Below are 14,833 nucleotides of genomic sequence, written 5' to 3'. Positions count from 1 at the left end.
TGATGTTGAGATCAGAAGCGGTTCGCTGATTTAAGCGATCACGCCCATGATGTCGGATTCCTTCATGATCAGGAGGTCTTCACCGTCGATTTTGACTTCGGTGCCGGACCACTTGCCGAACAGGACGCGGTCGCCTGCTTTGACGTCGAGAGCTACGATCTCGCCGTTGTCTTTGCGAGCGCCGGTGCCGACAGCGATGATCTCGCCTTCCTGCGGCTTTTCCTTAGCGGTGTCCGGAATGATGATGCCACCGGCGGTCTTCTCTTCAGAGTCGACGCGGCGAACTACGACACGGTCGTGCAGTGGACGAAATGCCATAAGACTGTTTCCTCTCATGAGCGCGCCCCACGCAATTGGCAGCGCGCGAGACATGATAAATGGGTTGACTTGCACGGGAGAGATCCCTCCCGCAGCTTCTTAGCACTCCCTCAAGGCGAGTGCTAACAGCGCCATCGATTTATGTAGCCGTGCTCTGGTTGTCAATGCTTTATGAGGAGAATTTAATGTCTGCGAACGCTTGTCGTCTCTAGCTTGGTAAATACGGCGATGTTAGGGCGAAATTAACCCGTTTTCGCTCTCAGGGCAGCAAGGCAGGATTCTACCTCAGACAGCTGATCCGCGGATGGGGAATCCGACCGGTGGACCAGATAGCATGGAAGCGGATAGATGTCTTTCCCGATCAGTCGCAATTGACCGCTGGCCAGGTATTCTTCCAGAAGGAAATACGGGAAGAGACCGCGTCCGCCGCGTTTCAACAAGTAGCGAAGGCCCATAAGGCAATTGCCCAGGAAAAGATTTTGCTTGAAAGACGGGTCGGTAACGGCTTCGACATGATGCTGATATTGTCTCCCGAGATCCAGATTGATGAAGAGCGGATCGCCCGGGAATGCCTCGGTAGCCTGCACCTCGACGCAGACCAGCTTCTCTGGAGGAAGTTCCAGAAAGGAAACCTTCGGCTCTGTAGGCTTCTCATGGGTGAGGGCAACGTCCAGCATGTGGCTTGCGACCGCTTCGCTCACATCCGTGATGTGATCGAAATTCAGCGCGAAAACCAGCTTGCCGTATGTTTTCTCCAGATGGATCGTAAGGTCGACAAGAAGCGGATCCCAGATGCTGAGTTGCGCGCCGATCCTCAGCGAGATCCGGTTTGACACCCGGTTGGCAAGTTCCGTAGAGGCGATTTGCCAGAGTGAAATCATTTCCTCGGCGAATGGACGGAACTCCTGGCCGAACTCCGAAAGAACCGTCCCGCCGCCGCCGCGTTCGAACACTCGCTTGCCGACGGCATCTTCCAGCGAGCGAACCCGGGCGCTGACTGTTGTCTGGGTGACACCAAGCCTGCGGGCCGCCGCGTGAAAGCCGCCGGTCTCAAGGACGGCAAGAAAGGCTTCAATTGCTTCAATTTGCATGCCGAAAGGTTTTTCACATCACACCGATGCAATCAATTCATTTTTCATTCCAGTTGGTGACAAGTATGTTCCCGCCTTTCACAGGGAGGACGCAATGGACAACAAGCATCAACCGACTTGGACCAGCTTCGAAAACGCGAGCAAGGAAGATTTCCTCGCGGTCATGGATTACGAAGACGCTTACAATGCGGCGCTACCCGATCGCATTCTGGAAGCAATCCGATCGCTGGATGAAGACTGGACGCCTTATCCGGTAAACCGCTACCAACACAGCCTTCAGGCAGCGACCCGTGCCTATGAAGATGGCGCCGAGGAAGAGATCGTCGTGGCGGCTCTTGTGCACGATGTCGGAGATATCCTGTCCCCCTACAATCACGGCGAACTGGCTGCTGCGATGATGAAACCGTATGTCAGTGAGAAGTGCCACTGGATCCTGACACACCACTGTGTTTTCCAGGGGTATTATTACAATCACTTTCTTGGCGGCGACCGTCATGCTCGGGAGAAATACCGGGACAGTCCCTACTGGGAAGACTGCAGGTACTTCTGTCACGAATACGACCAGAAGGCTTTTGATCCCGATTATCCTACAAAGCCGCTGGAGTTCTTCGAGCCGATGCTTCGCAGGGTGCTGTCCAGGACGGATGGGCACCTGGAACTTCTGGAAACCGCTGAAGAAACCGCCACCGCCTGAAGGCGTGTGGAGGCCTGAAAACGCAAAAAGCCCGCACAAGCGGGCTTGAACTTCGTGTTCAGTAACTGCATTTCCGTCAAAGGGGGCAGCGTCCTGCCTTGGTCCTGAAGGCAGTTTCTAATTTGCTTCGGAAATCTCGAAGGGCAGGGTAAAGTCGGCTTTGGTTTCCTTCACTTCGTCGGTGAAGCTGGTTTCAAGCTGATATTCACCTGCCGGCAATCCGCTGAACTGAAAGGTCAGCGCCGCTGCGAGCTCTCGTTGCTTGGAGCGGCCATTGCCGGCAAAGACAGCAAAGTTGTCTTGCTCGGCCAGTACTTGACCGGACTTGTTGAGCAGTCTGTAACTTGCCGTGAGTTCGAAGGCGTAATCGGCATTATTCTCGCGATAACCGTAACCCACAGGCTCGGCATAGATCGAAAGTGCTTCGCCATTTGAGAAGACAGAACTGGTGCGGGGCGTATATTGTCCGTAGGCAGCGCCGCCGTTTTCGGTGAAAGTCGCTATCGAAAATGCCAGGCCGGAAGCCTCCCATGCCTCGTTAAAGGCGGCCTGCGCCTGCGCAAAAGCTTCGGAAGGAGCCGAATTTGTCGCGGATTGGGCATGCGATGAAAGCGTCCCCGCAAACGTCCCCATGATTATGAGAACGGCGGATGCTATCCGCCGAGGTGCATGTCTTTCGGTCAGCAATGTCATTTTTCCCCGCACGCCCTTTAATCTTGTCGTTTTTTAGCGATTTCGCCGATATAGACCGACTTTTCGCAATAGACAAGAAAATGTGTGCAATGCGGTAAACGGTAGCCGGTTAAAGGCTGCGTGCCGTCCAGGATTGGCGTTTCCGGTAGATTGTCGACGGGCTGATTTCCAGCGCCGCGGCCGCCATGGCGATGTTTCCGTCAAATGCGTCCAGGGCATCTTCAATGATGCGCCGTTCCTGAGCCCACAAGGGTTCGATTGCGCCGAACGGCCGGCTTGGAGGCGCCATGCGGGAACGTTCACGCGACAGGTCGATCACGGCATTTGGGCGAGCGCTTTGATCCCGGATGACCATGGGGAGCATGTCGTAGGTAACGGCAGCCCCGTCATTCATGACAACAATCTGGCGGATCGTGTTTTCCAGTTGGCGGACGTTGCCGGGCCAGGAATAGGAAACGATCCGGGCTTCCGCATCTGCGTCAAAGCCCTTGAAACCACGGCGCTCTTCGCGTGTGTAGCGATCGAGAAACGTCTGTGCGAGCGGCAGAATGTCGTCACGCCGTTCCCGCAAGGGATGAAGATGTATCGGCAGGACGTGAAGGCGATAGTAAAGGTCTTCCCGGAAACGGCCCGCGGAAATTTCGTTCAGCGGATTTCTGTTGGTGGCACAGATGATGCGGGCATCCACTTTGCGTGTCTGTGTGTCGCCCAGGCGCTGAAAGGTACCGGTCTGCAGGAACCTGAGAAGTTTGCTTTGCAGCATCAGGTCCATTTCGCCTATCTCGTCCAGAAACAGGGTTCCACCATCGGCTTGCTCGGCCGCTCCTGCCCTGTTGTCGGCGGCCCCGGTGAATGCGCCTCTGACGTATCCGAAAATCTCACTTTCAATGAGATCGCGCGGTATGGCGGCGCAATTGAGCGTGATGAACTTGTTCGGTTGCCGTTCGGAGAGATCGTGAACAGCATTCGCGCACAGTTCCTTGCCGGTGCCTGACTCGCCTGTAATGAACACCGGGGCCTGTGATGGCGCCATGCGGGTGATCTGATCGTGAATCTCGCGCATCTGCGAAGAGATGCCGACGAGACGGCTCAAGCCGGCCGCTTCTCTTGAAGGCGATGTTGCCGCGGCTTGCAAGAGCGTCTTTTCCGCAATTGGCTCGCTTTTTGGCGTTTCGCTTACCGTAGAAGCTGCTGGCGCGGATACCGGACGGCGTTGCTGCAGCTGGAAAGAGATCTTGGAGGCCAGTGCATCAAGGGAGAACGGTTTCGTGAGGAAATCATGTGCGCCCGAGCGCATAGCGCTGACCGCACGCGATACCGATCCTTTTGCCGAAACAGCAATAATAACGGATTTTGGACACCGAACGGCGTAGGCTTCCAGGGCCTCGTCGCCGCCAATTGTTTCCAGATCGATGATGAGAATGTCAGTGGATTTGTCTGCCAGGTCCTGCAGGCAGGAACTGGAATCCGTGTACAGGATCGGGTCTGAACAAGATGCCGACAATTTGGCGCAGACAGCGGATGTACGGGCAGCCTCGGAAGCAGATGCGTCCAGAACACGTACAATTACAGGCAATGCGTTGCCCTCGTTACTCCCCATTGCTGGGTAACTCCCATCGCTCGAGCCGGATCATTCGAAAATCGAAAGATTCTTCGAATTGATAATTCCCGAACAGGGTAAACAAACCGTTGTCAGATGACGCAAATTGCAGTTTTGAAAGAGTTGGTTCGAGGAGAGGGCAGCATTTTCATAGTATCCCGGCAAGATATCCAACCACAAAACAACCCAAGGCTAAAATGATTACGAAAGGCAAGGGCAAGTGAAGTTGAGGCAGGCGTTGCATGTCAGTCACTCGGCTGAAAAGTGTGCCAGCCCGGTCCGCTTTCGCGGATGCGGCAAAAGCGTTGGGGGAGGAGGTCTTGAATTGGTCAAACTCCGGGAGATCAGACGAAAGGCCGCTCAAAAACGGCACTTCGTCTCTTCCCGGTGCAAACATGGGCAAGGGTAGCGAAGGGACATTTTCCTGCAGCAAATTTTCCGGATCGAGTTCGAACTTCGCGTTCCTGTTATCAGGAGCTGATGTCCCACGTGCAAGAGCAGTGTTCTGCCGACTGAACTGTGGTGCATAGCTCCCTTTGGGGATTGCAATACGCACCGGATCACCTGCACCTGACCCGGCGTAGTATGTGTCGAGGCGCCGTCTTAACCGAGCGGCCTCAACTCTCACGATCGGATCTGTAACCGGATTGAAATCTTCCGAGCGGCCAAGTGCCTCCACCGCAATCGTGTAGCCTTTTATCTTCTCCTGGCTATTGCTCAACGTCGCATGGACAACGAAGCCAAGAAAAGAACGCAACTGAGGGGCCGATTGAAACTCGGAGCTGGCCAGTGCGTTCTTCAAAGCAGACTTGATCAGATCCGGAGAAACAGGAAGATCAAGTGCCTGGTTCAACTGCGAACGGGAATTCGTTTCCGGTTCGTCGACATCATGCTGTGAATTCCAGGAAGTGGCTTGAGTATCCGGCTTTTGAGTCTTTGCGCTGTGAGGCAAAGGTCTTCGGGATGAGCGTTCGGCAACATACATACCAGTCCCCTCTCAGAGGTAACCTGAACAAATGCGCCACGACAAATTTCCCTATGGGAAGTTTAGCGAAGTCATGGATGTATGCAAAGCCGAAAAAGGAACGGGACGGCAAGGCTGTGGAGTATCGAATTGCGAAATTGTCTTTCGTTCCCCGATGTGAGATCCGAACGGGTCCAGACGAGAGAAATAATGCGACGAAGGACGCATAACCGGGGACAAGTGGCGGATTCATCGCCTGAAGGCCGGTTGTGGATTCGGAGGCTGCTGTTTCTTAAGGCATGATTAACCGATAACTTTTGATTCGGGTCGGAACATTCAGAGACCATGGGCCGTACAGGGACCGTTTTTGTAGCAATATGCATGGCCGTGATAGCGCTGTCGTCCGCGACCGTGCTCATCTTTCAGTTCGGCCGCCCTTTCGGTGAGGCTGTTTCCCTGTCCCTCGCACTGATGTGCACCATGATTCTCATCCATCTGCTGATTGGCCGAGCTCGCGATCGCGGGGCTGTCAGTGAAGCCGTCGACCGGTTGGAAGATCGGATGGCCGATCTCGATGAGGATGTCGGCAATCTGGAAGTTCGGCTGACCGGGATGGAACACACCATGCCTCGCCGGACCCGGGCAGAAATCGATCCCCTGTTCGCTGAAGTCGAGGTTCTGGGAACCCTGGTGAAACAGATGGCCGAAGCGATGTCCGATTTGGAGACGCGCGTCGAGGATCAGCAGGCGCTTGCACCGCCGCCGCAAATGCAAGGTTTGCCACCACAACCTCAGGCGCAACCTCAGTTGCCCGGCTATGCTGCGGACAGCCAACCGCCCCGTCCTGCAACGCAGAATTTCGGAGCCTCCCAGTCTCCGGCGGCACAGGCACCGGGTCACCAGGCCCATGGATATCAAAATGCCGCCGCACCTCCTGCGGCTGCGCATCCCGGTGCAGCCGGAGCGGGTCAACAAGGTGACGCCTGGGACAATCGATACGGTGTGAACACACACCAGCATCCGGGCGAGGCTTCTTTCGCACCTGAAGTCCGTCAGCCTTCTGCGCCGGAAGTCAGGCCTGAGCGTCCGATGGCGGCAGGTTTTCCGCATGACGAAAGACCGGTCCTGCAACCGGAAAGACCGCAGCCGAACATGGCGATGCGGGAATTGATCACGTCCGCGCTTAACGCCAACCGGGTTGAACTTCACCTTCAGCCGATCGTGACGCTGCCCCAGCGACAGGTGAAGTACTACGAAGCCTTTACCCGGCTGCGGGACGCAAACGGCAATGCCGTAGAGGCCGCAGCTTTCCTTGCTGAAGCGGTCCAGTCCGGCCAGATTGCCAGGATCGACAACCTGCTTCTGTTCCGTTCGATCCAGGTCATCCGGCGCCTGACGTCGCGCAATCGCAATGCTGTTCTGTTCTGCAACATTTCTTCGCTGTCACTGGTGGATGAAACTTTCTTCCCGGGCTTCCTCGAGTTCGTGAAAGCAAACCAGAATTTCGCGGATGTTCTTGTCTTTGAGTTCTCGCAGAGTGATGTCGCCGAGATGGGGGCGATGGAACTGGAAAGTCTGAGCGCCCTTTATGACGTTGGCTTCCGCTTCTCGATCGACCGAATCTCCGACATGAAGATGGACTTCAATTCCCTGGCCGGACGCGGGTTCAAGTATGGCAAGCTACACGCGGACTACCTGATCGGACGCAGAGAGGCCAATCATGGCCATATTCATCCGTCTGATTTTGGTGATCTTCTGCATCGCTATGGCATGGAGCTGATTACCGATCATGTCGAGACCGAGTCCCAGGTTCTGGAACTGCTCGACTATGACGTCAAGCTGGCGCAGGGCAACCTGTTCTCACCGCCACGGCCTGTAAGGGCGGAGGTCCTGCAAGGAGCTCCGGCACCGGGCCCCCGAAGAACAGCGGCTGGCTGACGCCGTTTCCAGTGGGGCGTCTCCCCTGAACTCAAACACCTACCTTCAGTTCAATTGGTCAGGTCTTTTCTGAGGGCAGACCTGAAATACCTCTCGGAGCTGACGGTCGAAGAAGGCCTTTGTGTCTTGTCTGCGGCAGATAGCAGCCTGGAACAAAAAAGGCGATGGATCTCTCCCATCGCCTTCTTCAATCATTTGGTGTGTTTGCTGCTCAGCCTTGCTTCGGGCCGACCGTGACAATTGTCGGCACTTTCTCTGCCAGCAGTCTCTTGGCGACACGCTGCACATCTTCAAGGGTAACAGCTTCTATTTCACTGTTCCGGCGATCGAAATAATCGATGCCGAGATCGGCGTTCTGCAAGGCAACCAGCTGACGGGCGATCTTGCCGGAACTGTCGAAGCGCAGTGGATAGGAACCTGTGATGAACTGCTTGGCTGACTTGAGCTCGTCTGCAGACGGACCTTCCGTTGCCATGCGTTCAAACTGGTCCAGCATGACCTTGATGGTTTCGCCAGCCCTGTCGGCCTTTGTAGAGGCAGAACCGATCAGCAGACCGGTGTGCTGGTACGGAGAAAGCGAAGTACTGGCGCCATAGGAAAGACCACGCTTTTCACGTACTTCCTCGTACATCCATGATGTGAAGCTGCCTCCGCCCAAAATGTGGTTCATCACGTAGGCAGCCTGGTAATCTGGATCATCCCGCGTGATGCCGGGAAGGCCAAGGAGAATGGTCGTCTGCGGCACCGCAAGTTCCTGGTGAATATCCTCGCCGAACTCCGGAGCAAGGTCGGAAACCGCAACAAGGGCGCCTTCTTCCGGAAGTGTCGCGAACACCTTGTCCAGCAGCGGTTTGAGTGTCTCGGCATCGATTGCGCCAACGACACCAATGGTCAGATCCGACCTGGTGACAATCTTCTCATATTGCGAGCGAAGATCGCTGGCACCCAGCCCGTTCAAGGTTTGCTCTGTCCCGATCGTGGGGCGGGCATAGGGATGAGAACCGAACATCGCGTTTGCCAGGGATCTCCCGGCAATGGCATCAGGACTGCTTTGATTGCGCCTTGCCTGCGTCGACAGTTGCGTTTTCATGCGCTCGACCGGCGTCTCGTCAAAGCGTGGTTCGTTTACGGCAATTGCCAGAAGGTCACCTGCCTGTGGCAGTGTCGAGGTGAGGGTGCGCATGCTGCCGTAGAACCGGTCCTTTCCCGTGCTGAAGCCGATGCCCACTGCAAGCTCCTCCAGTCGTGCCTGAAAATCCTCTGATTTCAGGTCTCCTGCTCCTTCATCAAGAGTTGCCGCCAGCAGACGGGTCACGCCTTCTTTTCCTGCCGGGTCCTGTGCGGATCCGCCTTCAAAGGAAAAATTCATGGCAATGATCGGCACCGTATGGTCTTCCACGAGCCATGCCTCGATGCCGCCGGGGCTGACAACCTTTTGAATCTCCACTGCCTGAGCCAGACGGGCGAAGCCGAGAAAAGCGACAAACGCGAGGAGGATAACGGGAAGAAACTCCCTGAAAATGGTTTTTTGCGCCATGGGTCAGGACTTGTCCTTGAGCTCGGAGGTTTCTGTCAGGGTTGCGGCCGGATCGGATGGTACTTCGATCCGCAGTTCACCCGTCACGGGAAACCCGGTCAGATAGGAGCGGGCAACTTCGAGCACGTCTTCAGGCGTCACGGCATTAACTTGCGCAGGCCAGCTCTGAACATTTTCTATCGACTGCCCAGTCGTCAGCGCTCCGCCAAAAAGGCGGGCCAGACCGGATTGACTGTCCTGAGCATAGATCGCGCTTGCAATCATGCTGTTCTGGGCGCGGTCCACTTCCTCCTGGCTGACGCCGGCATCAAGCAACTTCCTGAGTTCAATGGTGATCAACCGCTCCATGTCCTCCAGCGTGTAACCGGGGCGGGGGGCGGCATAGAGCCCGAACCTGCCATTATCCAGCGCGCCTCCCTGATAATATGCACCTGCGCTGATTGCTGCTTCGCGATCCAGAACGAGAGACTTGTGCAGACGGCTCGATGGCCCTTCGCCAAGAATATAGGCCAGCACGTCCAGAGCTTCAGGTGTGCGGCCCGCGCCTGTCGATTGGCTTGGGACAATCCAGGTCTTTGAAACCGTTTCCTGGCGCACACGCGGGTCGGAAACGGCGATGCGGCGCTCCCCTGCCAGCGGTGGTTCGGCCGGTCTGATGCGTTCACCGGGCTCCGCCCGTCTTGCGATCTTGCCATAGGTTTCGGCAGCAAGTTTGCGCACGGCCTCTACATCGACGTCACCGGCAATGACAACGACCGCATTGTTGGGAGTATAGAAGCGGTCGTAGAACGCAATTGCCGAATCCTTGTTGAGCGCCTCGATCTCGCTCTGCCAGCCTATGACCGGCGAACCGTAGGGGTGATTGACAAAGGTGATGGCATTCAGAGCCTCACGCAGCCTGGAGCCGGGCTCACTATCAACGCGCATGCGCCTTTCCTCGAGCACAACGTCCCGTTCCGGGGCCACGATCTCGTCGGTGAGGACCAGGTTTTCCATTCGGTCGGCCTCAAGTTTCATCATCAATGGAAGATGTTCCTTGGCGACACGCTGAAAATACGCCGTGTAGTCGGCGCTTGTGAAAGCGTTTTCCTGTCCGCCGCGCTCAGCGACCATTTTGGAAAAAGCGCCGTCCGGGTAGGTGCTTGTGCCCTTGAACATCAGGTGCTCAAGAAAGTGGGCAACGCCGGACTGGCCTTCCGGTTCGTCTGCCGAGCCGACCTTGTACCAGATCATGTGAGTGACCACCGGTGCCCGACGGTCCGGAATAACAACGACCTGTAGTCCGTTTCCGAGCGTAAAACTCTCAAGATTGGGCGCGATCACCATGTCGCTTGCGGCAACGGCCTCCGCACTTGCCCGGTCTGGAGGCAGCAGGGAGGTTGTACTGAGAAGAAGAACAGGCAGAAGCCATAAACCGGCGGCACGCCTGAATTTGAATGGGGCAAATGGATGACACAGTTTCTTGGGTGGGTTCACGTGCAACTCCCGCTTCTGGTCTTGAAACGCAAAAGACCTCCGGACCTAATCTTCCATATAGGAAGCCGGGCCCGAAGGTCTCATTACTTTTTTGTCATGGACGGCCAAGCCGCCGGTTCACTAGTTACAATACGCTGACTGACCTTCGAGACACCTTGGGTCGAGTGGCTTAGAATCATAAACGTCGTGGTTGGTCGGCGTACGCTTCGCCTTCGAAATCGTATCCGGCATCGGTGCATCCGGCGAAGGTGTGCTGTAGCCAGAGGGCGGTTCGGTCAGATAACGGCGGCTTGCAAGGCCGTTCTCGTCAAGCCCGGCTTGCTGTGCTTTCAGTTTTTGCAGCCGCTCCCATTCAGCCTGCTGTTCGGCTCGGGTCAGTGTAGCCCCTTCGGTGATCTCGTTGTCCCTGCGCTCTGCAAGCGGGTCGCGAGCATCGGTCACGCCGGTAATCTTGAATCCGCGCATCTGTTCGGGTGTCAGCGGCTCGCTTTGCATGCGGCCGGACCCGGCATAGAGCGCCTTCAACTCTCTGTATTGTGGATTTTCCTGCTGTTGCGGCCAGTTCTCGGAATTGGCGCCAGCAAGATTTGTTTCAGGCTCGGGAAGTTTCTCGGGCTCCGATGGCATGGCCAGAGGTGCACGAGGCTTGTAGTCGATCGGCTTTTCGTTGGGATCAACCGCGCCAAGGCCCTTCATCACAGAATCAACCAGAGCAACATCCGGTGCCTGGCTTGTTCCGTCAGCGGCCTGACAGGCAGCGAGACCGGCAACGAGAGCCAGTACCGCAGAATTCTTTACCCAGCCAACAATCGTCCGCACCACAGCAGACTCCTCAATTTCTTATCTGAAAATGCAGGCGAATCGCCACCCGCAATCCGTCAGCCCAGCCTTAAACCGCTATTTTGCGGCTGAATTAGGACCATTTCGGAAACTGTCATACAGGAGACCGGCGACTCCCGCAACGATCCACACATCTGCAAGGTTGAAGACGTACCAAGAGAAGTTTCCGGCGTGAAAATAGACGAAGTCCACGACCGCTCCGAGAAACACGCGGTCGATGCCATTGCCGACTGCTCCGCCGATGACAAGGGCGAGAGACAGCGCCACAAGTCTGGACTGGCACCTTGCGGACCAGATCCAGACGCCGATGGTGACGGCAATCGTCAGACCTGCCAGCAACCAGCGTCCAACGTCGCTGTTCTGCTGAAACAGTCCGTAGGAAATGCCCCTATTCCAGACCAGAACCAGATCCAGGACCGGAAGAACGGAAACCGGACCGTTATTGGCAAGGTCGAAGCTATGAACGAGCCAGATCTTGGTCCCCTGGTCGAGGGCAACGCCGATAAGGACGATCAAAAGAACGAGAGGACTGAAACGGCCCCAGAGGAGGGGCCGTTTTGATTGCGGTTCAGCGGAACTGCTCTGATTGCTCATGATCGTGAACCGATTTCGAGACTACGCAGCAATGTGGGTAGCATCCCACTCGCGCAGAGCCGCGGCATCGCGAAGGGTCACGTCCGGATATTCTGCATCCGTGCCGACCTCAGGCAGGATCTTCCAGGAGCGGGCACATTTCTGTCCTTCAGCAAGAGCCGGAACCACGGCGACACCTTTGGTGTCGTCCAGCGTGAAGGCACCTTCAGGGGCAGCTTCTGCCGAAAGTGTCAGCTGGCTGGTGATCGCGATATCGGCCATGTCCTGTCCGTCCAGTGCCGACATCAGCTCAGGATCGGTGACATGCACGACCGGGTGAGCTTCCAGCGAAGACCCGATCCGTTTTTCCCGGCGTTCGATTTCAAGAGCTCCGGTGATGACGCGGCGGACGGTCTTGATCTTGGCCCATTTGGCCGCAAGCGCATCGTCCTTCCAGTCTGCCGGCACATCCGGGAACTGCTGCAGGTGAACCGAGGTTTCTTCGCCGTAACGGGCTACCCAAGTCTCATCCATGGTGAAGGGCAGCATCGGTGCCATCCAGCTGACAAGGCAGTTGAACAGCTTGTCGATGACAAACAGAGACGCCTTGCGTCGGTTTGACGAAGCCGCGTCGCAGTAAAGAGCATCCTTGCGAATGTCGAAATAGAACGCGGACAGCTCCACGGTCATGAAGGTGAAGAGCTGATGGAAGATCTTCTTGTAGTCGAATTCCCAATAGGCTTCACGAACCATGACATCGAGCTCGGCCAAACGATGCAGCATCAGGCGCTCCAGCTCCGGCATGTCGGCCACTGCAACTTCTTCACCGGATGCATGGGCAAGCGAACCAAGCATCCAGCGCAGCGTATTGCGCAGCTTGCGATAGCTGTCCACATTGGTCTTGATGATTTCCTGACCAAGACGCTGGTCTTCCCAATAGTCGGTGGACGCGACCCACAGACGCAGGATGTCGGCGCCGTACTGCTTGATGATGTCCTGAGGGAACACTTGGTTGCCAAGCGATTTGGACATTTTCCGTCCGTCTTCGGCCATGGTGAAGCCATGGGTCAGAACCGCGTCATAGGGGGCCCGGCCACGCGTACCGCAGCTTTCAAGAAGGGAAGAGTGGAACCAGCCGCGGTGCTGGTCCGAACCTTCAAGATAGAGCACGTAGTCGTCGCCGCCGTTGCCGTTGCGTTTCGGATTCAGGTCGTCCCGCTTTTCCATGACGAAAGCATGGGTCGATCCGGAATCGAACCAGACATCCAGAATGTCCGTGACCATGTCCCAGTCTTCGGATGAATGGTCGTCGCCGAGGAAACGTTCCTTCGCACCTTCCGCATACCAGGCATCGGCGCCTTCGGCGACGAACGCGTCGTAGATCCGCTGGTTGACGGCTTCATCCTTGAGGATTTCCGCAGTCTCCTTGTTGATGAACACAGTGATCGGAACGCCCCAGGCACGCTGACGGGACAGAACCCAGTCCGGACGGTTTTCGATCATCGAACGCAACCGGTTCTGACCACTGCCCGGCACGAAACGGGTTTCGTCGATGGCATTGAGCGCGCGGGTGCGCAGCGTGTCGCCTTCGCCGTCCAGGGTTTTGTCCATGTAGACGAACCATTGCGGCGTGTTGCGGAAGATCACCGGTTTCTTCGAGCGCCAGGAATGCGGATAGGAATGGGTCAGGCGACCGAGCCCGATCAGATTGCCGCTTTCCTTCAACTTCTCGATGACAGCTTTGTTGGCCTTGCCCTTTTCACCCTTGTGCGTGATGACTTCACTGCCTTCAAAGCCGGGCGCGTCTTTGGTGTAGAAGCCATCATCGGCGACGGTGAATGGAATCGCGGTGTTGATGCCACGCTCTTCCAGCTCGGCGCGTCTTTCCGTCCAGATCTCAAAGTCGTCAGCACCGTGACCGGGTGCGGTGTGGACGAAACCGGTACCGGCGTCATCGGTCACATGGTCGCCATCAAGCAGCGGCACATCGAATTCGTAGCCGCCGAGGTCGAGATCCGCGAGCGGGTGTGCAAGGGTCAGCGTTGCCAGCTCGTCGGAAGAGACGGCACGCACACGCTTGAACTCGGTGATACGGGCATTCTTGAAAACGTCGCCTGAAAGAGCATCTGCAAGGATGAGCATGTCGCCCTGCTGCACCCAGTTGTCGTCCGGCAGGCCTTCCTGGGTGACCTCATAGAGGCTGTATTCGATCCGGGACGAGAAGCAAACAGCGCGGTTTCCGGGGATTGTCCAAGGGGTGGTCGTCCAGATAACAACGGATGCATCGAGCAATTGCTCAACGGCCTCATGATCGCTGCCGCCAGCAGTCACGACCGGGAACTTTACCCAGATCATGTCGGACTTGTGGTCCTGATATTCGATCTCAGCCTCTGCCAGGGCAGTCTTTTCGACAACCGACCACATGACCGGCTTGGAACCGCGATAAAGCTGGCCGGACATGGCGAATTTCATCAATTCCTGGGCGATGACCGCTTCGCTTTCGAAGCGCATGGTCAGGTATGGATTGTCCCAGTCGCCTTCGATGCCGAGACGCTTGAATTCCTTGCGTTGAACGTCGATCCAGTGCTCGGCAAAGTCACGGCATTCCTTGCGGAACTCATTGATCGGAACCTCGTCCTTGTTCTTGCCCTTGGCGCGATACTGCTCCTCGATCTTCCACTCGATCGGCAGGCCGTGACAGTCCCAACCCGGCACATAGTTGCTTTCAAAGCCCATCATCTGCATGGAGCGGGTGACGATGTCCTTGAGCGTTTTGTTCAGGGCGTGGCCGATATGGATGTTGCCGTTGGCGTAGGGAGGGCCGTCATGCAGCACGAATTTTCTGCGATCCTTCCCCTGTTCGCGCAGTTTCTCGTAGATCCCGAGTTTCTCCCATCGGGCCAGGATTTCCGGCTCCTTCTTCGGGAGCCCGGCGCGCATGGGAAACTCGGTCTGCGGCAGGTTGAGCGTTTCGGAATAGTCGCGTTTAGATGTCTCGGTCATCGTAAAGTCGATCCGGTCGTTCGGGCGGCGTGCCCGCTTTCATATTTCAGGGTGTCTGCCAGCCTGTCGCCAGGTGGCAATTTCAAACAGGAAGATCCCGGTCCCT

12 protein-coding genes are annotated in these 14,833 nt (G+C 56.5%); 2 read left to right on the top strand and 10 right to left on the bottom strand.

Features of this window, described 5'->3' with window-relative positions; genetic code table 11:
• Positions 1 to 30: 30 nt before the first annotated feature.
• Positions 31 to 318, bottom strand: coding sequence for a co-chaperone GroES (gene groES / locus ABLQ08_RS06015; protein ID WP_094074079.1), 288 nt, complete (start codon positions 316 to 318; stop codon positions 31 to 33).
• Between the two features lie 242 nt (positions 319 to 560).
• On the bottom strand, positions 561 to 1,409 hold the full coding sequence (locus ABLQ08_RS06010; protein WP_352940209.1) for a LysR family transcriptional regulator: 849 nt from the start codon (positions 1,407 to 1,409) through the stop codon (positions 561 to 563).
• Between the two features lie 94 nt (positions 1,410 to 1,503).
• On the opposite strand from ABLQ08_RS06010, the gene ABLQ08_RS06005 reads away from it, so the two are divergent.
• Entirely contained in the window at positions 1,504 to 2,103 is a 600-nt protein-coding gene (locus ABLQ08_RS06005; RefSeq protein ID WP_352940208.1) for an HD domain-containing protein, read from the top strand.
• Positions 2,104 to 2,220: 117 nt separating this feature from the next.
• On the opposite strand, the gene ABLQ08_RS06000 is transcribed toward ABLQ08_RS06005, so the two are convergent.
• From ABLQ08_RS06000 to ABLQ08_RS05990, 3 genes are all read right to left on the bottom strand, one after another.
• On the bottom strand, positions 2,221 to 2,796 hold the full coding sequence (locus tag ABLQ08_RS06000; RefSeq protein ID WP_352940207.1) for a hypothetical protein: 576 nt from the start codon (positions 2,794 to 2,796) through the stop codon (positions 2,221 to 2,223).
• A gap of 109 nt (positions 2,797 to 2,905) precedes the next feature.
• A complete protein-coding gene (locus ABLQ08_RS05995; RefSeq protein WP_352940206.1) occupies positions 2,906 to 4,396 on the bottom strand; it encodes a sigma-54-dependent transcriptional regulator in 1,491 nt (496 codons plus the stop codon).
• 148 nt (positions 4,397 to 4,544) lie between these two features.
• A complete protein-coding gene (locus ABLQ08_RS05990) occupies positions 4,545 to 5,381 on the bottom strand; it encodes a hypothetical protein (protein WP_352940205.1) in 837 nt (278 codons plus the stop codon).
• Between the two features lie 360 nt (positions 5,382 to 5,741).
• Between ABLQ08_RS05990 and ABLQ08_RS05985 the strand changes: the two genes are divergently transcribed.
• Entirely contained in the window at positions 5,742 to 7,298 is a 1,557-nt protein-coding gene (locus ABLQ08_RS05985) for an EAL domain-containing protein (protein WP_352940204.1), read from the top strand.
• Between the two features lie 211 nt (positions 7,299 to 7,509).
• On the opposite strand, the gene ABLQ08_RS05980 is transcribed toward ABLQ08_RS05985, so the two are convergent.
• The 5 genes from ABLQ08_RS05980 to ileS form a co-directional block, all read right to left on the bottom strand.
• Positions 7,510 to 8,835 carry a M16 family metallopeptidase gene (locus ABLQ08_RS05980; protein WP_352940203.1) on the bottom strand — a complete coding sequence of 442 codons (1,326 nt, stop codon included), beginning with the start codon at positions 8,833 to 8,835 and terminating at the stop codon, positions 7,510 to 7,512.
• 3 nt (positions 8,836 to 8,838) lie between these two features.
• Complete coding sequence (locus tag ABLQ08_RS05975) at positions 8,839 to 10,161, bottom strand: M16 family metallopeptidase (RefSeq protein WP_417714899.1); 1,323 nt, start codon at positions 10,159 to 10,161, stop codon at positions 8,839 to 8,841.
• Between the two features lie 270 nt (positions 10,162 to 10,431).
• Complete coding sequence (locus ABLQ08_RS05970; protein WP_352940201.1) at positions 10,432 to 11,133, bottom strand: hypothetical protein; 702 nt, start codon at positions 11,131 to 11,133, stop codon at positions 10,432 to 10,434.
• A gap of 75 nt (positions 11,134 to 11,208) precedes the next feature.
• Entirely contained in the window at positions 11,209 to 11,745 is a 537-nt protein-coding gene (gene lspA / locus ABLQ08_RS05965) for a signal peptidase II (protein WP_352940200.1), read from the bottom strand.
• A gap of 21 nt (positions 11,746 to 11,766) precedes the next feature.
• Positions 11,767 to 14,727: an isoleucine--tRNA ligase gene (gene ileS, locus ABLQ08_RS05960; RefSeq protein ID WP_352940199.1), complete on the bottom strand. Its 2,961-nt coding sequence runs from the start codon at positions 14,725 to 14,727 to the stop codon at positions 11,767 to 11,769.
• Positions 14,728 to 14,833: the final 106 nt, after the last annotated feature.

Origin of the sequence: Roseibium sp. SCP14 (assembly GCF_040329475.1) — a bacterium.
Classification (GTDB): domain Bacteria; phylum Pseudomonadota; class Alphaproteobacteria; order Rhizobiales; family Stappiaceae; genus Roseibium.
Note: the sequence above shows the minus strand (reverse complement) of the source record. Positions and strands in the feature narration are given on the sequence as shown.